20 protein-coding genes are annotated in these 21110 nt (G+C 38.0%); 5 read left to right on the forward strand and 15 right to left on the reverse strand.

The window, feature by feature from the left end:
• Positions 1 to 305 precede the first annotated feature (305 nt).
• The 10 genes from SporoP8_RS01555 to SporoP8_RS01610 form a co-directional block, all read right to left on the reverse strand.
• The gene (locus tag SporoP8_RS01555) at positions 306 to 2246 is read right to left on the reverse strand and encodes a bifunctional metallophosphatase/5'-nucleotidase (protein ID WP_085130891.1); all 1941 of its coding nucleotides are present in this window, start codon (positions 2244 to 2246) and stop codon (positions 306 to 308) included.
• A 36-nt stretch (positions 2247 to 2282) separates the two neighbouring features.
• Positions 2283 to 2999, reverse strand: a complete 717-nt coding sequence (locus SporoP8_RS01560) for a GntR family transcriptional regulator (protein ID WP_085130892.1) — start codon at positions 2997 to 2999, stop codon at positions 2283 to 2285.
• 12 nt (positions 3000 to 3011) lie between these two features.
• Entirely contained in the window at positions 3012 to 3626 is a 615-nt protein-coding gene (locus SporoP8_RS01565; RefSeq protein WP_085130893.1) for a sterol desaturase family protein, read from the reverse strand.
• Between the two features lie 437 nt (positions 3627 to 4063).
• Entirely contained in the window at positions 4064 to 4435 is a 372-nt protein-coding gene (locus SporoP8_RS01570) for an iron chaperone (protein ID WP_085130894.1), read from the reverse strand.
• Between the two features lie 147 nt (positions 4436 to 4582).
• Entirely contained in the window at positions 4583 to 5266 is a 684-nt protein-coding gene (locus SporoP8_RS01575; protein ID WP_085130895.1) for a hypothetical protein, read from the reverse strand.
• Between the two features lie 692 nt (positions 5267 to 5958).
• On the reverse strand, positions 5959 to 6618 hold the full coding sequence (locus SporoP8_RS01585) for a hypothetical protein (RefSeq protein WP_085130897.1): 660 nt from the start codon (positions 6616 to 6618) through the stop codon (positions 5959 to 5961).
• A gap of 364 nt (positions 6619 to 6982) precedes the next feature.
• Complete coding sequence (locus SporoP8_RS01590) at positions 6983 to 7300, reverse strand: ribonuclease E inhibitor RraB (protein WP_085130898.1); 318 nt, start codon at positions 7298 to 7300, stop codon at positions 6983 to 6985.
• Positions 7301 to 7480: 180 nt separating this feature from the next.
• Complete coding sequence (locus tag SporoP8_RS01595) at positions 7481 to 7927, reverse strand: hypothetical protein (protein ID WP_085130899.1); 447 nt, start codon at positions 7925 to 7927, stop codon at positions 7481 to 7483.
• 158 nt (positions 7928 to 8085) lie between these two features.
• Positions 8086 to 8577, reverse strand: a complete 492-nt coding sequence (locus SporoP8_RS01600) for a barstar family protein (RefSeq protein ID WP_085130900.1) — start codon at positions 8575 to 8577, stop codon at positions 8086 to 8088.
• A 679-nt stretch (positions 8578 to 9256) separates the two neighbouring features.
• On the reverse strand, positions 9257 to 10471 hold the full coding sequence (locus tag SporoP8_RS01610; RefSeq protein ID WP_085130902.1) for an S-layer homology domain-containing protein: 1215 nt from the start codon (positions 10469 to 10471) through the stop codon (positions 9257 to 9259).
• Positions 10472 to 10629: 158 nt separating this feature from the next.
• Here SporoP8_RS01610 and SporoP8_RS01615 point away from each other — a divergent pair, with 158 nt between their 5' ends.
• Positions 10630 to 11430, forward strand: a complete 801-nt coding sequence (locus tag SporoP8_RS01615; protein ID WP_085130903.1) for an arylamine N-acetyltransferase family protein — start codon at positions 10630 to 10632, stop codon at positions 11428 to 11430.
• 93 nt (positions 11431 to 11523) lie between these two features.
• On the opposite strand, the gene msrA is transcribed toward SporoP8_RS01615, so the two are convergent.
• From msrA to SporoP8_RS01640, 5 genes are all read right to left on the reverse strand, one after another.
• Positions 11524 to 12003 (reverse strand): peptide-methionine (S)-S-oxide reductase MsrA, encoded by a 480-nt coding sequence (gene msrA / locus SporoP8_RS01620; RefSeq protein ID WP_232319239.1) that lies wholly within the window; start codon positions 12001 to 12003, stop codon positions 11524 to 11526.
• Between the two features lie 120 nt (positions 12004 to 12123).
• Entirely contained in the window at positions 12124 to 12843 is a 720-nt protein-coding gene (locus SporoP8_RS01625) for a phosphocholine cytidylyltransferase family protein (RefSeq protein ID WP_085130904.1), read from the reverse strand.
• Positions 12844 to 12857: 14 nt separating this feature from the next.
• Positions 12858 to 13928, reverse strand: a complete 1071-nt coding sequence (locus SporoP8_RS01630) for a pyridoxal-phosphate-dependent aminotransferase family protein (protein WP_085130905.1) — start codon at positions 13926 to 13928, stop codon at positions 12858 to 12860.
• A gap of 675 nt (positions 13929 to 14603) precedes the next feature.
• Complete coding sequence (locus SporoP8_RS01635; protein ID WP_085130906.1) at positions 14604 to 15374, reverse strand: ABC transporter permease; 771 nt, start codon at positions 15372 to 15374, stop codon at positions 14604 to 14606.
• Between the two features lie 12 nt (positions 15375 to 15386).
• Positions 15387 to 16301, reverse strand: coding sequence for an ABC transporter ATP-binding protein (locus SporoP8_RS01640; RefSeq protein WP_085130907.1), 915 nt, complete (start codon positions 16299 to 16301; stop codon positions 15387 to 15389).
• Positions 16302 to 16881: 580 nt separating this feature from the next.
• Here SporoP8_RS01640 and SporoP8_RS01645 point away from each other — a divergent pair.
• The 4 genes from SporoP8_RS01645 to SporoP8_RS01660 are packed head-to-tail and all read left to right on the forward strand — an operon-like array spanning position 16882 to position 21091.
• A complete protein-coding gene (locus SporoP8_RS01645; protein ID WP_085130908.1) occupies positions 16882 to 18486 on the forward strand; it encodes a spore germination protein in 1605 nt (534 codons plus the stop codon).
• A 23-nt stretch (positions 18487 to 18509) separates the two neighbouring features.
• Positions 18510 to 19697: a Ger(x)C family spore germination protein gene (locus SporoP8_RS01650; protein WP_085130909.1), complete on the forward strand. Its 1188-nt coding sequence runs from the start codon at positions 18510 to 18512 to the stop codon at positions 19695 to 19697.
• Between the two features lie 6 nt (positions 19698 to 19703).
• Positions 19704 to 19937 (forward strand): hypothetical protein, encoded by a 234-nt coding sequence (locus tag SporoP8_RS01655; RefSeq protein WP_085130910.1) that lies wholly within the window; start codon positions 19704 to 19706, stop codon positions 19935 to 19937.
• A gap of 32 nt (positions 19938 to 19969) precedes the next feature.
• Positions 19970 to 21091, forward strand: coding sequence for a GerAB/ArcD/ProY family transporter (locus SporoP8_RS01660; protein WP_085130911.1), 1122 nt, complete (start codon positions 19970 to 19972; stop codon positions 21089 to 21091).
• The last annotated feature ends 19 nt before the right edge of the window (positions 21092 to 21110 follow it).

A 21110-nucleotide genomic window follows, 5' to 3' on the forward strand; every position in this document is an offset into this window, starting at 1 on the left:
ACCACCTTTGGACACGTAAATGGTCTTTGAAATCATCAACTAGCTTGTTCGAGAAACAAATATATTTCTACTATTCATACGTTCATAACCTGTGAAAGGGTTCGTTTTTTTCAGATGTGTTGAATTCATGCTACTATGTTTCAACGTTTTTATTCCACTCTACTATGTACTCCACTGTAGGTATCCATAAAACCAAATTCTCGTAAAGTGATGTAAAAGAAAAGCATCGCTATATGCGATGCTAGTGTACGCCCTCGTCCGATGTGAATCCGCTCATCATTTCAGCATGTTTACCACTCACCGAATCAACTATTTTTTTTGCGCTTCCTCACAATAAACGTCACAAGCAAAGCCACTAGGCCGACAACTGTGAGTACGATCGCATAGATGGTTAGGATTATCCCGTTCGGATTTTTGAGGATGGCCCAAATATTTGAATCATGCTCTACGATTTTTCTACCATGTGTTTGCTCGTAATATGGTGGTACTTGTGCGACACCGTTCATCTTTTTAAAGGATTTGAAGTAATTTGCAATGGCATACCATTCTTTCACTTCTTGGTGCTCATTCATATACACGATGTGGTCTTCAAAATTTGTCACCGGTGTACCTTCTTTTGTCTTTGGCACAACCGATAGGATGCCAAAAGATTTTTCATTTACAAACGGAAGCATTTGAACGGAGTATAAGCCGCCAACCACGCGGTAAAGCTTTTCATCGTCAATTTCTTCGTTTGTCCCATCCATAGATTGCAAACTGATATCCGTGACTTTATTGAAAATGAAGCGATTTGTATTAAACGTGTACCGTAAACCTGCGATATACAATTGAACTTCATTCATAATAGGAGTAATCGAAGCATCGACTTCTGCAATGGTCTTCAATTCTTTGCCGGTCAAATAAATGTCTACAAGCGGATAGCCAGAGATTTCATCGGGACCGATTCCTAAAGAATTCACATTAAAAACGTTTGAAACGGTGATGTCGCCTTTGCTGAAGGTATCTCTAATCGTACCCACTGGAACAACCGCGGCAGCGATCGGTTCATAGTCCTTTCCTTCCAATTGCTGAATCATGTGAATGAAGGAGTCGCCTATTAAATTTCCAATAGGTTCTTCTTTTTGCTCGATTCCTAACTTGGAAAAACGCGCGAAATCGAACGGTGAATAGGCTAACACTTCATCAAACTTCATTCCAAAATCATTGAGGTAGTTCTCTTGTATCGATTTTTTGTATGTATCGATTGTTTTAGTGATCGTTGAATCTACAGAAAGAGAATCGTCAATTGGCCGTAATTCATAATGATTAGCTGTCCATTTATTGGTTTCATTTCGTGTAATACGGAGGACGCCAAGATTTTCTCCATATTGCCCCGCCGAGCCTAAGATAGTAGTACCTACAATAACCGGTTCCTCAAATGTAGTATGACTATGTCCACTAATTATGACATCAATATCAGGAACTTTCTTTGCAATCATTTCATCTTCGGACTGCGACGGAATTTCCGACGTACCTGAATGTGAAAGAGCGATGACTAGATCTACATGTTCTTCATTCTTCAATGTCGCCACCGTGGACTTGGCACTTTCAACCGCGTCATCAAACGTCACACCGGACATCGGCGCATTGCCAGCTGCTTCTTCTCCCATTAACCCAACGATGCCAATTTTAATCCCTTTACGTTCTATTACCATATAATCTTTTACGTCATAATCGCCCATCGATTTTTTTAACGCTTGAATGTTGCGAGGCATCTTGCCGTCCTCATCTGTCGGGAAAATCGTATTCGAAGCGACAATACTAGGCAATTTTTCCCCACTGTCTTTCGCAGCGCGTAAACTACTCGCTAAACCTTCTGCTCTAAAGTCAAATTCATGATTCCCCAAAGTCGTCACGTCATACCCCATCCGCCCCATCATCTGTAATCCGGGTGCATCAGTTGCGTAAATCGTTTGGAACAATGTGCCCATTGCGAAATCACCCGCGTCAACTAGAATCGCATCCGGATCTTTCTCTTTTTGCTCAACAATCGCGCTATGTAATCTAGCATATCCGCCGACGGATTTCTTCTTTTCTCCTCTATCTACTTCAAATGGAAGGAAGTTGTCATGTAAATCATGCGTAAAAAGAATAGTGATTGATTCTTCTGCTGATTCCGCTTTTCCTTTTGGAACATCTAGAGTGAAGATGGTTACTAGGAGCAGAATGATTGAAATGGACTTGACTAGTAAATGAGTAATTAACATATCCTCCTTTCCATAATGTTTACGAATAAAATGTACTTATTGTATACTATCAAGCTTAAACTTCACGCCGATTCTCTCATCTGGTGATAATTGGTTTTTCCATAGATCATAGCTTTTTTTCATCATTTCCTGGGAAAGTTTTTCTGCTTGCTGATCATCGCCTAATAATGCAACGGACAATAACTTTTTATAATAACTGAGTGAAGCTTCACGACGAAATGAACTTTCAAAGTATTTTAACGCCATTTTCACGTACGCTGGTTCAAAGCTGTTTAGCACGAGCGAAAAGAGCGGATTTTCTGACAATCTAGCTAACTCCTTTTGAACTTTCCAGTCATATAACGCAAAAGCTTCCGCTGTATCTAGTAACTCATCGATTTCAGCTAGTACACCCACTACTTTAGGATAATTAAGCAGTACCGCTTTTTTTACATATTGAGGTGTTAGTGCAATACGTAATTCCAAAAAGTAGAGAACGAAAGCGTCTGGCACTTGATCGACATACTCAATAATATCAACGATTGTAGTAATATTTCCTCCGTTCCAATAATCATTGACGACAGCGCGTTGACCTTTTCGTAACGTCAGCCAACCACCGTGACTCAAGCGCTGTAAGACTTCTCGAATGGCGGGACGTCCCAGTTGATACATTGCGGCCAATTCTCTTTCCGTCTCGATTTGACTTCCCGCCAAATATTCTCCTTGAAGAATTGCTTTGATCAGTTCTTTTTCAACAGTTACTGTTCGATTCATAGATCGGTCTCCTTACGTACGATTCTCTAGGTTTTTAGCGGTATCGCTTTTTTCAACTACTTTCTGATCTTTATACGTTCCGAACGTTTTATCGATAGCCGTATGTGTTACACCAAACCAGTAGTTTTCATTTTTAAAATGATGCCAAAGATGCGCTTTTTTAATACGTCTCCCCATTTCAGTACGTGGTTGAACAGGACGATGCGCAATATAATGTTTCCATTCATAATACATGAAATAGACAATGATTCCCGCAAGATAAGCCATCGTGAACGGAAAACTATTGGTTATTAAATAGAAAATTAATGCAAACATGGTGAAGCCGGGTAAACTGAACCAAATCGGCAAGAACAATAGTTTTAAATTCGCCGGATCTACGTGATGATCAAAGTGTAAGCGCTTAATCGTTTTCAGTAAAAATGGATTTGTCGGCGTTTTCATATGAAATAAAAACCTATGAATCATATACTCACTCATTGCATAAGTAGCCATCCCTATTACAAAGGAGATCCACACACCAACGGAGTAAGCATGTAAAAAAGTATAGACTATGAGCGGAATAAATAGCACCAGCATTATAGTGATATCTGGAAACGTGATGAACTCTTTTATATATTTTGTATTCATGAACCGTCCTCCTATCCTATAGTCAATTAATTTATGAAGCTGTTTAACTAGTAGTGTATGCTTGGTAAGACCAGAATTATTCTTGGAGTTACCAACACTATATAGGATTCGGAATTGTTGGTCAATAACTTATAAAAAAGTACCAGGTCCCGACACGATGCTGAATTGTGTCGGGATCTGATACCTCTTACTAAAGCAATTGTCTACCACTATTTTTCGAAGCGAGTAAACTCTCGCTAAGCCTTTTAACTCCTTCCTTTAAAAGGAAGGAAATTGTTATGTAAATCACAGTGAACAAGACCGCGCTGGATTCTTCGATCAAATCAGACTATTCTATAATTCCATACATTAAAAAAGTGCCTGTGTATGAAACTTTCACGAGTGTTTACACATTCTCGTTCGTTTCATACACAGGCACTTTTACTATCATTCCTATTTTATTTACGCCAAAAGTTTGTACAATCAATTTTGTCTTCCATGTTAAATTCGATCAATTTCTCCAACAACCCAAAATGAATTGGCTCATTCCACTTGATTCTAAACAAACCACTTGTAGCGCTATAGCCCGCTTCTGCAATTTCATCTGCAAAGCGCGCAATTCCTGCTGGTTCAGGTGAAATGCTCATATGATGCTTTGCGATAGAAATACCAATAATAAATGTGCCATGGTCAGAGAACATAGGTGTATTCCACTTCATTTGCGGCTCCAAATTTGGGAATGTAGTAGTAACCCACGCCAACACTTGCTCTACACGATGACGTTGTTCGGGAGAATCGATACCCGCTATATATTGCTTGAATATTTCCATGAGGAGACCTCCTAAATTGATTTAAAACTTACTAAATAACCATCATATTTAGTATACAATACAAGTGCTCCTCCTTGGTGAAAGTATCGCGTCCCGACGCGATTCTAATAGTTTCCGAAACCGGTATTGAAAACGAAGCAGTAACTACTAATATAGTCCGGTACCACTTAATTGCAGCAAGGTGGTCACAATATATCTTTTGCCTAGCTCCTCGTCATCAAAAGTTTTTTCGTTAAAAATCTGTCCTCTCTCCCTGAAAAAAGTGTACCATTTGCCATCCTCCTGATAATAATGGAAGCCCTCACCCCGCCCCTTTTTGTCTATTGATACACTTTGGGGAAGTCCATGGATAGTAATATACTCATAGACCTCCTGATTACTTACTGTAAAGACTTCGGCATATTTACGAGTTCTCATATCATTCACACCCAAATTTTCACAAGCAAAGTTTAAGGCATTTCCATAAAGCAGAACACGTATTTGCGTTTCTTTATCAATTAAATTGCTATACTCTTTCTTGGGTTGTTCTTTGATCCAGTAACGATCTGGTAACCCACTTTCATCAAATAAGTTCCCAAGATACTTAATTGCCTCTTTCCAGTTAGGGAACACAGTAAAAGGATGAGGCATTTGACCTTCTTCGTTCCACACCGCCCAATGTCCATCAATCAGTTCCGTCGCAAACCAAAAAGCATCCGTTTCAGTATAGAAAATCCCGTAGGAATTTTCTTGTATTTCCTTCCATGATTTATAGCCCAGCAATGTTGCAAACTCTGTCGCAAGCGGTCCATAGTCTCTAGTAAAAAGTTTTTTGAAAAACTTCCCAACCATATTGTCAGTCCTCATTTCATCTTTACCGTAATATCACTTCTTATTAGACGTTAGAAATGTAGTTTACAATAACTGAAGAATTATTAGAGTAAATATATTTGTAGTTAACTTTAACATATAGGAGGAAATGGATGAAATTATTTTCTAGATACAGCGAACCTAAGTTTAAAAAATTAACCCATAAAAAGCTGTATGAGCGACTGTCATGTAAGTTAATGCCTGCCCTTGCACCTAGTAGAACTTTGGAAGTCGCCACGTCATTGATGAAGGTATTAGGTCCCGACACAATTCTGAATTGTGTCAGAGCTTAGTACCGTAATCGAATGTTTAAACATTCGCATTAGTTTTGCGCATGAATACTCTTCTTACTATTGCTTTTTATATTGGATGATAAACGAGCCAAGTACGCTTTCTACTTCTTCTACTTTCACGATCAACTCTTCGCCTTCTTTTACATTCGGATTGCTACTTAATACAAAGTTCAAATAATTTGTGCTTCCTCAAAAAACAGAAAACCGTTTATATCTGGACTTTTGTATGATAGTCTCACCACCATAGCAATTGGAAATTTCTAAACTTCATTCTCCTCTGTTACTCCCATGTCTACTAAAACCGAAGTAGCCTATTCTTCATGTTCGGTAAAAATCACTCCCCATTTTTCTGACATATAGAGACCTCCAATTATTTCCACTTTAGGCTAACTGTACGAATTTAAAATTAATCTCATTTGGTTTCCTTGCATAAACCCTTATTTCTTGGTTACTGACCCATTTAACATCTCCCAAAAACGGATATAATAGATCAAATCGTGGCTTTTCTTTATAAAGGAGCTTTGTACATATTTTCTTTTGGTTCTTATCTTCAACTATTAATGAGGCTGTACAATCATATAATCCAATTTCAATTTCAATCTTTGCTTTCAATTTGCGATTCGGACTTGATTTAGGCTTTTTATATATTTTTTTGAATATATAATGTTGTTCAATTACCTTCTCATAAGCATAAAGAAAAGGAGTTTCATCCCAACCCTTTTCTTTAATTACAACGCGTAATCCAGCCATCATTAACTCAAGTGTCTTTTTTTTCTTATCAATATCTGATAAGCTGTAAAAATCACTTACACGATATGGAATTGTTACTGGTAAAACACCATCCATGATAATCGGTTCACATGTATATTCAGCATTTGGAAAACAATCAAACTGAACACCAGAAATGTCTTCAAAATTTATTTTAGGTAGAAATTGTTCGAATAAATAAACAATACAATTTGTTTCAAAATAAAATTGAGTTTGCTTTGGTTTACTATGCTCTGGTGAACAATCGTTAAAATTAAATCCCATAAATAACATTTATCAACATACCCCTTTATGGTCTAGAGTGATACTTCTTATTATTAAGTCTACCTTTGTTCCTAAGCTTAGCCGCTGTACTACTTTCCCACGCTAATATTGCCGCCCCCCTTTTACATTTCTTGTAATTATTCTAGCTTTAAATCTATCTTTTCCCCATTTATTAACTTGTGAATTTGCGCTTCTCGACATACCGTTTGTATTTAGCGGAAGGTGCTGGGACCTGGCACCTTACATAGGATCATCTTCATCGTCTGGGTCACGTAAGATAAAACGAGTATGCCATCCTATACATTTATAAATTAATAAGACCGTTCAAAAACAGCTTGAACGGTCTTTTTTCACAATCCTTATTCTTACTTGATTAGTCTACCATTACTCCCCAGCCGTCACTGTATGCATCGAATGGTTTGACTAATTCATCTAGCTTTTCCTGCATATCCATAATTGATTGATATTCCAACAACATATTTATTTGAACAGTACAATACCACTCATCGTATTCTTCATCATAAAACCCTTCTACTTTATAATCATTATGGTGTAGAACAGTTAAAGCTGATTGTAAACTCTCTTCATTTGCACAAGCTATTTGAAAATCAACATCATGTGGTTGACTGAAATCAACACCTTCTTTTTTTAATGATTTCAACACTTGTCCATCTGCATCATTCGGAAACATTTAATAACCCTCTCCTCTTTTGTTCTAATAATCTGTCAACTTGTTCATCTTTTTTATTGTAATGTTGCTTATTTAGAAAACCTACGGATGTAATATTTGGGTGTTCTATAATAGGTGTTAAATCTCCACTTAATATATTGGTATTAACAAAAATAAACTTTTCAAGGTTAGGAAAATGCTTTAAAAATCTAGGTTCTCTATCGGTTGAATACTACACAACTTTAATATTTTTAGGTTTTTTAAAGTATACAATTCCTTTGATACACTCAATTTCTTAGCATGATCTATACAAAGTACTTCTAAAAGTTCCGCTAAATTTGTAATGCCTTCCCATGAAGATAAACTTCTACAGTAATCGACATTCAAACGTCTAAGTTCTTTACATTTCGATACATCTATGAAATCCGTTATATTTGTAAGAGATAAATCTAAACTAATTAGCTTTGGGAATTTTTCAAAATCATAGAAATTACTATATTTACTGTTTTTCTCTTTGTATGAATATAAATTTAAAAATCTCACATCATTAAAATTCACATCAATTTGTCCGGCATTTAAATCATGCCCTAATAATTGATCTCTTCCTATATTGTCATAATTTATAGTTACACTTAACCACGGTTTCATCTATTAATACACCTCAAATTTAGATGTTCTAGTTCATTTATACATAAAAACACACCTTAAGATTATAGTAATCCAAAGGAGATAAACGGTATATCCTATTAAACTATATTCTAATGCCTCATATTTATTTTAATTCTATATTTACTACGACTATTATATTAAAATATATTTACTCCCATCTCAAACAAATTAGTATTAAATGTTTCAGGGATATCTTTGTTAGAGTGGATAATAATACTAAAAGGTACAACTTCACTCTGATAATTATTGCCATCTCGCCAGTCTCTAATAGACGACATCAAAATCTCAAAAAAATTTTCCCTTTCGCTTAAATCTTTTGATAATAATAACTCGAAATTATTAATAAATATCACAAAAAAACTACTTTCCAACCATTCTAAATCATTAATACATTCATCAAAAGAATCCCAATTCTCCGAGAAGTAACTCGGAAAATTTAAATTCAAGTAAAATTGTTTTAATAATTCCTTTTTTGTCAAACAAAATTCTCCATTGATTATCGCGTGAAATAATTGAGTTTCTTTCACAGACTCAACTTGACAGTATACATGATTAAACTTATCGGTATCTCTTGTAAAATGTATATATGGACCTTCTAGACGTTTTAAATTTATATTGTATTGTTCCATTTTGGTCACCTTCTATCAATTTTCAAAAATGATTTATAATAATTTTTTACGATTTTTTGTATATTATGACTTACCATTCTTACCAATAACAAGTCGCTGAGCCCCTCTGTTTACTCTCTTTTTATAAAGATTCACATCATATTCTCTTTAGCTTGTATTGTTTGGAAGTCTGTTTTCTTTTTTTTAAAACGCGAGCACCTTTATAATTTTTTTATTGGTTTAAAATTCTTTAACGCCTAATATTTTTTATCTTTTTATAAGCTTTATAAAGTCTATAACCTCCAACTGGAAGAGGAATAAATTGCGCGAAATGACCATCTGGATCTGTCATCATTATAAGATTACTGTCCGCATAAGTATAGCCCTTCATCGCAATTGGATCATCTGGGTCTGGGCACGCGAAAGGAAGCTTCATCTTCTTTTGTTTATAGTGTCACAGCCGTTTCAGGATCACTAAAAGGTACCAGTGACGTGTCATTGATTGAAAATACACTTGTTTCTGTATCGTCTGTTCAACTATTTCTCTCCCAAATCCATGGCTTTTTTAGTTTTGGGACCTGGTACGTTAAATAAAAAATACCTGCAACAAACTTTGACTCAAGTTGGCTGCAGGTATTATAAATTACTTTTTCAGTTTCTACTCTCATTATCTACTACAACCTATTTTTAAAAATCAAGTTCAGTTGGCGTCTAACATCTTTGACGTCTTCACTTTATAATACAACATATGTGCATCCGGAACGTTCACTTCCACTGCGTAGCGCGCTTCTTTTCCGTTAGTAAAGCGGACTATCGCGATGAAGTTGCCGGGCTTGTTGACACGAATGAACACATCCGGCGAATCGGTATACCCTTCAAACGGCATGTTGTCGGATAAGACTTCCCCGTCCGTCCGCACGAAACGAATAGTTTCAACCTCTTCATCCGCCGCCAGTTTCAGACGCGCCCGCGTCTTTAAAATATCGCTCGCGTAGAGTAACTGCACCTTCAGTTTGCCATCGACTTTCTTCACATCCACATAGTATTTATGATAGTAGCGTTTGATATTTTGATCTTCCATACCATAATTACCGCCGATCTGTAATGTTCCTCTTCCTTCTTTAAGCGGAGTTACTTGCAACCGATCGCCAGTATATCCTGAAGGTGTCTGTCTGCCTTTAATGATGGCTGCGTGATATACTTCCGAGTTGACCGCAAATTCATCCGTGTCCTCATCGGTCATTATTTCCGAGAAACGCAGCATTGGACCCCATGTCTTTAATGAATAGGACTCGGGTTGGACACACTCCGTTAGTTGCATCAACTTCGCTGCCTGTCCTCTTGTCACCCATTCATTGATGCCGAATCTATCGGACGTTACGCCTGTTGTAATACCGAGTTTGTGCAGAATCAAGACATTCGCGCCATGCGACGTGTTGGGCTTGACGTCATGGAATGGATTTTCTTCCGCGTTAAAAGCAAAGCGTGGTAAATCGAATGCTTTCACGAGGATGGAAGCCAATTGTCCCCGTTTGACGGGATCATTCGGCCCGAATCTTCCGTCTTCATAGCCCCCGATCACTTCAAGCTCCGCAAGCTTAGCAATGGCATTATGATAGCCATTTGCTTTCGAGACGTCCTTGAATCCAGGATCCTTCACCATATAATCCGGATTCAGTCCCATCAACTTTGCAATAATTGCCGCTGTCTGACCGCGCGTGATTGGATTGCCTGGCTTAAATAAGCCGTCCGCATATCCCGTAATAATATGGCGTTCGGCCAATTCATTGACCGCCTCCGCAAAGTGCTTGGTATCGGGAACATCCGTGAACTTCTGGTTGCTTGCAGCCATACTTGATAATGGCAAGCTGAGGGCAAGAGCCACCGCGCCAAATGTTATCCAAATCTTTTTCATTGTGTTTCTTCCTTTCTAGTATGTAATCATAGATCAACGTACAGACGGAGAAATTCGAAAATAGTTTCATTGGATTTATACTATATTTATAGCCATAGACAGATCTCTTCGCAATCGTAAAATGGTGGCAATACTACTGATGAAAGGATGGATGAAATATGCTGCAATGGATTTCGACCCAATTGACACTCAACGGCACACCGCTTGAGCAAATCAGCCAAGTTCAGACGCTCTTCGCCCAGCAATTCGAATTTGAAAACCTGGATGTCTTACTGGCGAATGAAGAGCCTATTACCGAGCGATATCTTCAAAATAAAATGATTAGACACGGACGCGGTGGTTTGTGCTATGAACTCAATGGCCTGCTGTATATCGCACTCAGGGACCTAGGTTTCCCCGTACAACTCGCCGCGGCTACAATTTGGGCACCGCCACCACGTGATCACTATGTCCTCGATCGTACACATATCGTGAATTTGCTCCATTACGAAAATACACTGTACGTAATCGACAGTGGTTTCGGCAACAATCTCGTCATGCAACCCGTCGCACTCGATAGCGATCCCGTCACTTCGCCTGCTGGTACATTCCGGTTGCGGAGTGAAACTACTGAAAAAGGCACAATGGTATTTGAACAACTGACGGATAATGGCTGGGAACGTCGCTATGGTCTCTATCCCGACGTAATCGACTGGACACATTTGGACCACGTCAAACAGCAGATCCATCACAGTCCTGAATCTTCATTCAACAAAGCGTTGCTCATCGCCAAAGTAACAAACGACGGCACGTACTCGATTAATGAAGATCGTTACCATCGAAAATGTAGTGACGACGAAGAAACTCTGCCGTTCCAAGATCATGATGACTTACTCGAACAAGTCAGACAGCATGCAGCTCCAGCTGTTTATGAAGCGACTGAGAAGTATATTAACCAGCAAAAAACCTCCTACGACTGATTTTGGTCGTAGAAGGTTGTTTGTATGTAAAATGGTGCCAAGTCCCAATACTAGTCTGAAATGTCGAAGGATCTGACACCCAATATGCTAGTATTACTTACCCCAGTGCTCAGCAATGAATTCATTGCGCCCCGAACGTGCACGATCCTCTTCGTAATGGTCTTTTTCTTTTATGTAATAATCTTGATGGTATTCTTCAGCCCGATAGAACGTTTCTGCTCGTCGGATTGGTGTCACGATCGGTTTTGTGAAAATGCCACTTGCCGCTAGAGCTTCTTTTGATTTTTCGGCAGCTTCCCGTTGCGCCTCTGTGTAATAAAAAATAGCGGTTGTGTAGGATAAGCCGCGGTCTTGAAATTGACCTTCTGCATCTGTTGGATCGATTTGTTGCCAGTATACTTCAAGTAACTTCTCATAAGGAAATAGTACAGGATCAAACGTGATTTCAACGACTTCTATATGACCAGATGTACCTTTTTTCACATCTTCATATGTCGGATTATCGAGATGCCCGCCCATATAACCAGACACGATGTCGTGGACTCCTGGCCATTCTTTAAACGGTTTCACCATGCACCAAAAACACCCTCCTGCAAATGCTGCTTTTTCTATTTTTTCATCAGCCAATTCTACCCTCTCCTTTTATGTGATATGAAGCATGAATTTTAAAAGCGTGTCAGGTCCCTACACAATTCATAATAATGTCGGAATCTGGTACCCAAAATCAGTGTTTCTCCGAAATTCAAGGATTCTTTGATAATCTTCTATGACGTCTATTTCTGACCAAAACATACCCCTAACGTCTACAACATTTATAGTTATCTCATCTATAAATGAATATAAAACGTTTTCCCACCAAAAATTGTGATTTTGCTCTTTTATTAGTTCCTCCAGTCTCTCTACGAACTTCTCCAAAAATATTTTCTTGATTTTTGCTATGCCTACATATTCCCCACTATATTCTTTTAATTCTTTACCATGCCCGATTAGCTGATTATTATTGCAATAGAAAAGGTAATCTAGTTCACTATTCGAATCCATTAGGAAAGTTTGTTCATACCTAGAGCTTAGTAGCTTGTCTAACATATTCTGCTCAAAGTATACATCTGCATTCGCTATGATAATATCTTCGTCTTTAAGTTCGTTTCTCGAAAACCATAGAGAGGCTACACTATTTGTAACACTATAAAACGGATTGAAATAATACTTAACATCGAGATCGCATAGAAGATCCTTAATGATTTCCGCTTTATATCCCACAACAATTATAACTTCAATATTATTTCGTTGGAATAATTCAACAGTATGGCGGATTAATGACCTCCCTCCTATATCAAGTGAACATTTGGGCACGTCGCCAATATATTCGCTAATTCTTGTTCCTCTTCCACCAGCCAATAAGATAGCTTTCAAATATAACCCTCCCTTTATGAAATAGTTTTTAAATTTTTCTTTATTTCATCTAGTAGATATTGGTTATTTTCGATAGTAATTGCACCGAGATGTCCGACTCTAAATATCTTACAACTTAATTCTCCTCCGTTAGGCATTACATATATATCACTATTCATCTTAAGAGATTGAACAACTGATTCAGGACTTATTGATCTAAGTGGACTTACAGCTGTTAATGCGTTTGAAGGACTTTTAGTTGGAATTTCAAAAGGCAGTTTGATAATTTCATTTCTAAAATGAATGGCAAGTTCTCTAGTTTCTTTAATTATTTTTGTAACACTCTTTTTATCAATATACTTCAATTTTTCATTCAATTGTAACAAATTACTTACGGCTGGAGTATAGGGAGTCTGCCCTCTTTCACCGTCAGACAAATATTTGTTGAAGTTAAAGTATACGCTTTTAAAGGAAATCTCTCTCACACGATCTTGTGATTTTTTGTCGAGAACAACATAGGACATACCCGGCGGGAGCCCTAATGCTTTCTGGGAGCTAATAATAACTGCATTAGCAGTACTTCCTTCCATGTCAAAAGGATCGGCTAAATATGAACTAATTGCGTCTATTACTAGGAGTAAATGATTTTTTTTACAAAACTCCTTAACTAAATTTATATCATAGAGTACACCTGTAGAGGTTTCATGTATATTAATGAGAAGGCCGGTAAAACCTTTTTTATCGTAAGGAATTAAATCACCAATAGTTAAATCTTCAAAGAAGTTTAATTTAATCTCTTTATAATGTAGACTATGGACTTGGCAAATCTCTGAGAACCTAGAACCAAAAACTCCTCCATTTACAACAAGCAACTTGTCTTCTTGATCAAACAAATTTAAAACGGTTGCTTCCATTGCAGCTGTACCTGAGGCAGTTAAAAAAACAACTTTAGAATCTACGGGAGAGTTCATACTTTGTTTTAACAGCTCTTCACTTTCTAATGTCATGGCAGAGAATTCTTCATTCCTAAAGTAAGGCATTTGTTTGGACCCTATTTTCAGCACTTCTTTATCAAGTGTGACAGGACCGACTGTGAAATTTAACAATATAGCTCCTCCCTCTATATGTGTTGATGTATCAATGGTTTGACCACCTTAGTTTAAATACACTTAAAGTATACACTAAGAGATATAAATAGTTATCTAAATCTTCTATATAGTTAACGACACGTATTCATTTCAATGGAAATTCACGAAAATCCCTATTCTTTATCCCCACTTACTCCAAGATAGCGATCTTCCCCCTAATCTAGCTAACAAACATTGGGACCTAGTATCTCGAATTTAAGACCGCATGCATCTCCAACTGTTTATAAAGCGACGGTGAATTATATTTATCAGCAAAAACCCTCCTGCGACTGATTTAGGTCGTAGAAGGGATTTCTTTTATAAAATATATCTCCATCGAAATAATTGAAGTTTAGGGAATGGTATTAGGGTGCTACGTCATGCTACTTTGAATTTGAGATAAAGATCTTATTCAGGGGCATGTAGCTCTCAGAAAATGTTGCGTGACGACGTTTAATATGAAGGACTCTGAAGATATGACAGCAATGCCTATTGATTTGTTAGGCTCCACTGCTGCTCAAGAAGCTATGCAAGGTTAAATTAAAACAGACTCCTGTTTGGCTCACATGACGAAGTGGGCTGATCAGGAGTCTATTGTATGGTTTAGGCATTCAAGTTTATTTCTCAAGTAACTGATACAGTACGTCCAAGATGTTAACTTCTCAGTCCACGGCCTTTTTCAATCAAATACCAATTGATTACGTAAAGCACTACGATAAACGTAATCGAAATGACAATGGAAAATATAATGGGTACATCGATCACACCGAGAATCCCGAACCGGAATCCGGAAATCATGTAAACGATCGGGTTGAACTGTGAAATTACTTGCCAAAATGGAGGCAACATCGAGATGGCAAAAAATACGCCACCTAAATAAGTCAACGGCTGAAGAATAAACGTAGGCACAATAGACACATCGTCAAATGACTTGGCAAAAATACCGTTCAACAGGCCCGCCAACGAGAACAAAATAGCCGTCATCAAAAACGTCAAGATGACAATGCTCCACGAGTGCACTTGCAACGGCACGAAAAACAGAGAGATTATCGTGACTAGTATCCCTACGAGAACACTTCTTCCTATTCCTCCAATGACAAAGCCCCAAATAATAATATGAGTCGGTACAGGGGCAACTAATAGTTCTTCAATGTTCTTTTGAAACTTTTGCGAGAAAAATGATGACGAAACATTTGAGTAGGAACTAGTGATGACTGACATCATGATCAATCCTGGGACAATAAATTCCATGTAAGAGAATCCGTCCATTTCGCCAATCCGTTTACCAATCAAATTCCCAAAAATGATAAAGTACAAAGAAGTTGTGATGACTGGCGGGACCAATGTTTGGACCCAGATTCTTAAATAGCGGTTCGTTTCTTTGACCGATAAACCTTTTAATGCTGTTAAATATAATTTAAACATGTATATCCTCCACTATGCAGTTTCTTCCGTAAGCTTTAAAAATAACTCTTCTAATCGATTGGACTTGTTGCGCATAGATAACACTTTAATCCCTTGTTCTGTCAATTGGTTAAACACTTCATTGATCCCTTGATCACGTGCTACTTCTACAGAAAGAGATCCATCGTCCATGAGTTCACTAGTATAACCTTTAATCATTGGCGTCCGTCCTGAAGATTCGATATCTAAAATAACGGTTTCATACTGAAGCTTAGCGAGCAATGATTTCATACTAGTATCTTCAATTAGCTGCCCTTTTTGAATGATCCCGATATTACGACACAACATTTCCGCTTCTTCCAAGTAATGTGTTGTCAGAATAATCGTCGTGCCATTTTCATTCAATTCTTTAAGAAACGTCCACATCTCTCGTCTTAATTCAATATCTACACCAGCTGTAGGCTCATCAAGAATAAGTAAGCGCGGTTCATGCATCAAAGCACGTGAGATCATCAGTCGACGTTTCATCCCTCCAGAAAGCATCTGGGCCTGAACATTTCGTTTCTCCCACAAATCAGACTGCTTCAAGTATTTTTCGCTACGCTTTAGCGCCTCTTTCCTAGACACACCGTAATAGCCCGCCTGGTTCACTACAATCTGCTGAACCGTTTCAAACGGACTGAAGTTGAATTCTTGAGGAACCAGACCGATCTGCAGCTTGGCTTGCATTAACTGCGTATCCATATCATAGCCAAAGACATTCACTTTTCCTGATGTCTTATTGACGAGAGACGTCACAATGCCGATAGTTGTAGATTTGCCGGCACCGTTAGGACCTAAAAGAGCATAAAAATCTCCTTCTTCCACTTTCAAATCGATGCCACGCAAAGCTTCAACACCACCAGCATAGACTTTTTTTAGATCTTTAATTTCTAATGCGTATGTCATTCTATTTAACTCCTCACCATCTTTGTGATCGGGTTTATATAAATATCCATCTGCCAGTATACCATTCCTATAGTAGAGGTACCAGGTTCTAGCACCAGTATGCATCGTATTAAATCTTAGTATTTCCCGATTCAACTCAATAAAAAAAGAGTACCAGCCATCGATATGATGATCGATAGCTGGCACTTTAAGGTGCCTTGTCCCAATACTATTTTGGATTATAAAAACTAATCTTTTCACTAGATGTATTAATAATTCTGAAAAACACTCGTGTTTGTTTCTCTAATAGTTCTAGCATGATAGCTCCGTTCAGACAGCAAAATGCAAGAAAATTTTCAAAATTTTTATGCGCTCGAATTATATTAAACAATTTTAGTTATCTTCTAGACTTCCAATTAATGCTACCAATAACTCTAATCTTTTACTTTATTCTACATCCACCCCAATCAATTACTCCTTTCATTTCCCCGCCCAACCCGCATAAAATAACAATAATAAGGACATGATGAATAAAACAGTAATGAAAAATCAATATATATGCGTACCTACGCAAAACACCAAACAGTAAATGAGGTAGTGTATGGGCTTTTTCAAAAAGAAAGGTAACTCTAAAGTACAATCCACTCCCCCTAGCCAAACGAAAGAAACCAGTTCAACAAACTCAACAAACGATTTAAAGACAAGTCTTCAAGACAATATACAATTCGTAAAGGATAGCCTGGGCGAGAGCACCGATATTGTCATTCGTGAAATACGAATTGGTAGAGGTGGATCGGTTAAAGCGGGTATTTTTTATACCGACGGGTTGTCTGATACGCCTTCATTACAAAATTTCATAATGGAAACCTTGATGCTAGATATAAAAAGTACCGGATTAGAGAAGAAGTTAACGCCTGAGCAAAATCTTTTAACTGCATTAAAAGATTTTGCCATGACGGTAGGAGAGATTAAAGATCTAACCAATTTTGATGATCTCTTCACTTCCCTTTTATCAGGGGATGCGATTCTTTTGATCGATGGCTATGCCGAAGGTCTGGTCATTGGTAATAAGCATTGGGTTGAGCGTGGAATAACAGAACCTGCGTCTCAGACAGTAGTTAGAGGACCGCGCGAAGGTTTTTCTGAAAATCTGCGTGTCAATACAGCTTTGGTTCGACGGAAACTGAAAGATCCGAGTCTTTGGATGGAGTCAAAAGTGATTGGAACACGGACGAAAACGAATGTTGCCATTATGTATATTCACGGGGTTGCTAATGACAAAATCGTCGATGAAGTCCGTTTGCGTTTGGATCGAATAGATATTGACGGGATTTTGGAAAGTGGTAATATCGAGGGGCTTATTGAAGATTCAACATACTCTCCTTTCCCTACCGTTTTTAATACCGAACGTCCGGACACAGTAGCTGCAGCACTTCTTGAAGGACGCATAGCCATTTTAGTAGATGGAACCCCTTTTGTACTAATTGTTCCCGCACTATTCGTCCAATTTTTCCAATCTCCTGAAGACTACTATGTGCATACCGGTATTGGAAGTCTAATTCGACTGTTACGCTTCTTTGCATACCTAATTGCTTTGCTTGCACCGGCGTTATTTATTGCGATTACCACTTTTCATCAAACGATGCTACCACCTGCACTCCTTATTAGCCTGACAGCCCAACGAGAAGGTGTGCCATTTCCGGCATTTATTGAAGCCCTCATAATGGAAGTCACTTTTGAAATATTAAGGGAAGCAGGCGTTAGGATGCCCCGCTCCATCGGTTCAGCCATGTCCATTGTAGGTGCGTTTGTGATTGGTACCGCAGCGGTCGAAGCCGGTATTATTTCAGCTGCAATGGTCATCGTCGTTTCCATAACCGCCATATCAAGTTTTGTTTCACCTACTTACAACTTTGCCATATCTGCTAGGATACTACGCTTTGGATTTATGGTGCTAGCTGCTTCGTTTGGTTTATTCGGCATCGCCATTGGTTTCGTGGCTCTTATTCTCCACTTATGCAGCTTACGTTCATTTGGTATGCCTTATATGTCACCTTTAGCTCCATTTAATGTTTCCGATCAAAAAGATACGTTAATTGTGGTGCCAATATGGAAAATGTTTACTCGCCCTCGCCTAACCAATCAAACAAATAAGGTGAGACAACAAGATCCAGCCTCTGCAAAACCACAGCCGCCCAAAAAATGAGGAATAGGAAAGGGAGTTCATTGATGAAAAAGTGCATAGTTACACTCCTGATTCTCCCCCTCTTCTTGTCGGGGTGCTGGGACAAGAGGGAATTAAATGAGCTGAGTATTACAATGGCAATAGGAATAGATAAAATTGAAAATGAATACGTAGTAAGTGCACAAGTCGTCGTGCCTTCGGAAGTATCCATGAAGGCAAGTACAGGACGTTCAGCGGTCACTCTCTATAAAGCTACCGGGGACACTGTATATGAAGCCTTTCGAAAAATGACAAAGAACACCCCACGAAAAATTTATCCCGGACATCTACAAATACTAGTTCTCAGTGAAGACTTAGCCAAAGAAGGGATCGCCGAATCATTAGATTTACTATCAAGAGATTGGGAGCTTCGATCAGACTTCTATGTAGTCATTGCGAAACATTTGACTGCATCTGAAGTATTGAATGTGACTACACCTATAGAAAGCATTCCAGCCAATAAAATGTTTAATGCGCTTAAAATATCAGAAAAAAACTGGGCCGGAACAGAAGGCATTATATTAGATGAGCTAGTAACCAATCTCATAAGTGACGGAAAGGAAGCTGTGTTAACAGGGATTCAAGTAATAGGAGACGAAGAAATAGGAAAAAGCAAACAGAATGTTGAATCGATTACTCCTGCCGCACGAATTCAATATGATGATTTAGCTGTGTTTAAAGCAGATAAGCTGGTCGGCTGGTTAACCGAAGAAGAAAGCAGGGGCTACTCAGATATTACCAACTCAGTAAAAAACACCGTCACCTCTATTCCTTGTCCTAAAGAAGGAAAAATCACTATAGATATTCTTAAATATCATTCTAAAATTAAAGGCGCTATCAACAAAGGAGAGCCTGAAGTGAATATTCAAATTGAGGCAGAAGGCAATATAGGAGAAGTACTATGTTCAATTGATCTTTTGAAACCAGAAACCATTCACGAGCTAGAGAAAATTTATAAAAAAGAGGTGAAAGAAATTATTCTACGAACAATAGAAACGGTACAAAATGAATATAAATCAGACATCTTCGGATTTGGTGAAGCCATTCATCGATCCAATCCTAAAGAGTGGAACAAAATGAAAGAACAGTGGGATGAAAAATTTACCGACTTGCCGGTAAATGTACAAATTGATATGAACATTCGCCGAACGGGTACAATAAATAATTCCTTCCTAGATAAGATCAAGGACTAACGGATTATGCTAAAAAGTATAAGCATACTTTTGATAGTTGCTGCGATTGTGTGGTTTGAAGTCCCTCCACTCTTGGATAAAAAACAAAAAAAAGAATTGCTCGCGTTTTCCATTCTTCTTGCGATTGGTGTCGTGCTTGGCATTATACTTGGATTCGGAAAAACTATTCCTACTCCAATGGACTTGCTCACTTTTTTATTTACACTGTTCACTAACCTTATTGCTCCTTTGCTGAAGTAAAGACTCATGTGAAGGGAAAGGTAGGATATGAAATGATGCAAAATGTTAAAATTAATCCATACCAATTCCTAGTTTTGGTTATTTTCTTTACGATTGGTACAGGCATCTTAATTGTTCCGTCAGTATTAGCTACCGAAGCGAAACAAGACGCGTGGATTGCCGCTATAATTGGTATGGGAATCGGCTTATTGGTCATTTGGCTATTCACGACTATAGCTCTTTGGTTCCCTCATCTCACTTATATCCAAATCAACGAAAAGATATTTGGTAAGTGGATAGGGAAAGCTGTTTCCGTATTATTTGTATCCATGGCAGCACTTTACACGGCTAGTCTTTTGTATTATTCCTCGACATTTATCACGACCAATATGATGCCTAACACTCCTCCACTAGCTCTTAATATTCTGATGATGGGAATTGTCGTGATGGGCGTCCGGCTTGGATTGGAAACGATCGCTCGGTCTGCAGAAATTTTTATTGTCGTATTCTTTATACTTTTTCTCATTTTAGTGGTGTTTATTTCACCTGAAATAAAATTTGAAAATTTACAGCCCATTTTTGAGACAGGAACAAAAACGCTTGTTCAATCCAGTATCTATTTTGTTACCTCTTCTTCTCTCAACGCAATTGTGTTATTAATGATCTTCCCGTCCCTGATCAATAAAATGAAACAGGCTAAAAAATCCTTTTTAATTGGAAACTTAATAGGCGGAATCTTCATCTTCATTTTTACATTCTTAAGCATTTCGGTAGTAGGTGCCGATGATACAGCAAGACAGATTTATCCAGGCTATGAATTGGCTAAACGAATAAATGTTGGTGATTTTTTACAGCGCATTGAAGAATTAATGGGTTTCCTTTGGTTTATCGCGCTCTATTTTAAGACGATTCTTTATTTTTATGCTTCCGTTTTGGGGATCGCCCAAATTTTAAACTTACAAGACTACCGCCCTTTAACGCTACCGTTAGGCATGATTGCCGTAATACTTTCTCTCGTGATCTATCCGAACGTCGTCTACCAAAAAGAAATTGAACAATCGACTGAAATATTCATTTCCATATTTATTGGACTTTTCTTGCCACTTTTACTAGTTATCGTATATGCTTTTCGAAGAAATAAGTTAAAAAAGAATCCTGATCCTGAAAGCCCTTAAAATGAATTCACTTTGTACT

Source organism: Sporosarcina ureae, from assembly GCF_002101375.1.
Classification (GTDB): Bacteria; Bacillota; Bacilli; order Bacillales_A; family Planococcaceae; genus Sporosarcina; species Sporosarcina ureae_B.

What these genes read in the sequence shown, in the direction of transcription:
- SporoP8_RS01590 (WP_085130898.1), bottom strand. Translation starts at nt 7,300, where the DNA reads ATGTTTCCGAATGATGCAGATGGACAAGTGTTGAAATCATTAAAAAAA.
- SporoP8_RS01660 (WP_085130911.1), top strand. Translation starts at nt 19,970, where the DNA reads ATGATGCAAAATGTTAAAATTAATCCATACCAATTCCTAGTTTTGGTT.
- SporoP8_RS01635 (WP_085130906.1), bottom strand. Translation starts at nt 15,374, where the DNA reads ATGTTTAAATTATATTTAACAGCATTAAAAGGTTTATCGGTCAAAGAA.
- SporoP8_RS01575 (WP_085130895.1), bottom strand. Translation starts at nt 5,266, where the DNA reads ATGGTTGGGAAGTTTTTCAAAAAACTTTTTACTAGAGACTATGGACCG.
- SporoP8_RS01565 (WP_085130893.1), bottom strand. Translation starts at nt 3,626, where the DNA reads ATGAATACAAAATATATAAAAGAGTTCATCACGTTTCCAGATATCACT.
- msrA (WP_232319239.1), bottom strand. Translation starts at nt 12,003, where the DNA reads ATGGTGAAACCGTTTAAAGAATGGCCAGGAGTCCACGACATCGTGTCT.
- SporoP8_RS01650 (WP_085130909.1), top strand. Translation starts at nt 18,510, where the DNA reads ATGAAAAAGTGCATAGTTACACTCCTGATTCTCCCCCTCTTCTTGTCG.
- SporoP8_RS01600 (WP_085130900.1), bottom strand. Translation starts at nt 8,577, where the DNA reads ATGGAACAATACAATATAAATTTAAAACGTCTAGAAGGTCCATATATA.
- SporoP8_RS01645 (WP_085130908.1), top strand. Translation starts at nt 16,882, where the DNA reads ATGGGCTTTTTCAAAAAGAAAGGTAACTCTAAAGTACAATCCACTCCC.
- SporoP8_RS01570 (WP_085130894.1), bottom strand. Translation starts at nt 4,435, where the DNA reads ATGGAAATATTCAAGCAATATATAGCGGGTATCGATTCTCCCGAACAA.
- SporoP8_RS01595 (WP_085130899.1), bottom strand. Translation starts at nt 7,927, where the DNA reads ATGAAACCGTGGTTAAGTGTAACTATAAATTATGACAATATAGGAAGA.
- SporoP8_RS01615 (WP_085130903.1), top strand. Translation starts at nt 10,630, where the DNA reads ATGCTGCAATGGATTTCGACCCAATTGACACTCAACGGCACACCGCTT.
- SporoP8_RS01655 (WP_085130910.1), top strand. Translation starts at nt 19,704, where the DNA reads ATGCTAAAAAGTATAAGCATACTTTTGATAGTTGCTGCGATTGTGTGG.
- SporoP8_RS01555 (WP_085130891.1), bottom strand. Translation starts at nt 2,246, where the DNA reads ATGTTAATTACTCATTTACTAGTCAAGTCCATTTCAATCATTCTGCTC.
- SporoP8_RS01585 (WP_085130897.1), bottom strand. Translation starts at nt 6,618, where the DNA reads ATGTTATTTATGGGATTTAATTTTAACGATTGTTCACCAGAGCATAGT.
- SporoP8_RS01640 (WP_085130907.1), bottom strand. Translation starts at nt 16,301, where the DNA reads ATGACATACGCATTAGAAATTAAAGATCTAAAAAAAGTCTATGCTGGT.
- SporoP8_RS01560 (WP_085130892.1), bottom strand. Translation starts at nt 2,999, where the DNA reads ATGAATCGAACAGTAACTGTTGAAAAAGAACTGATCAAAGCAATTCTT.
- SporoP8_RS01610 (WP_085130902.1), bottom strand. Translation starts at nt 10,471, where the DNA reads ATGAAAAAGATTTGGATAACATTTGGCGCGGTGGCTCTTGCCCTCAGC.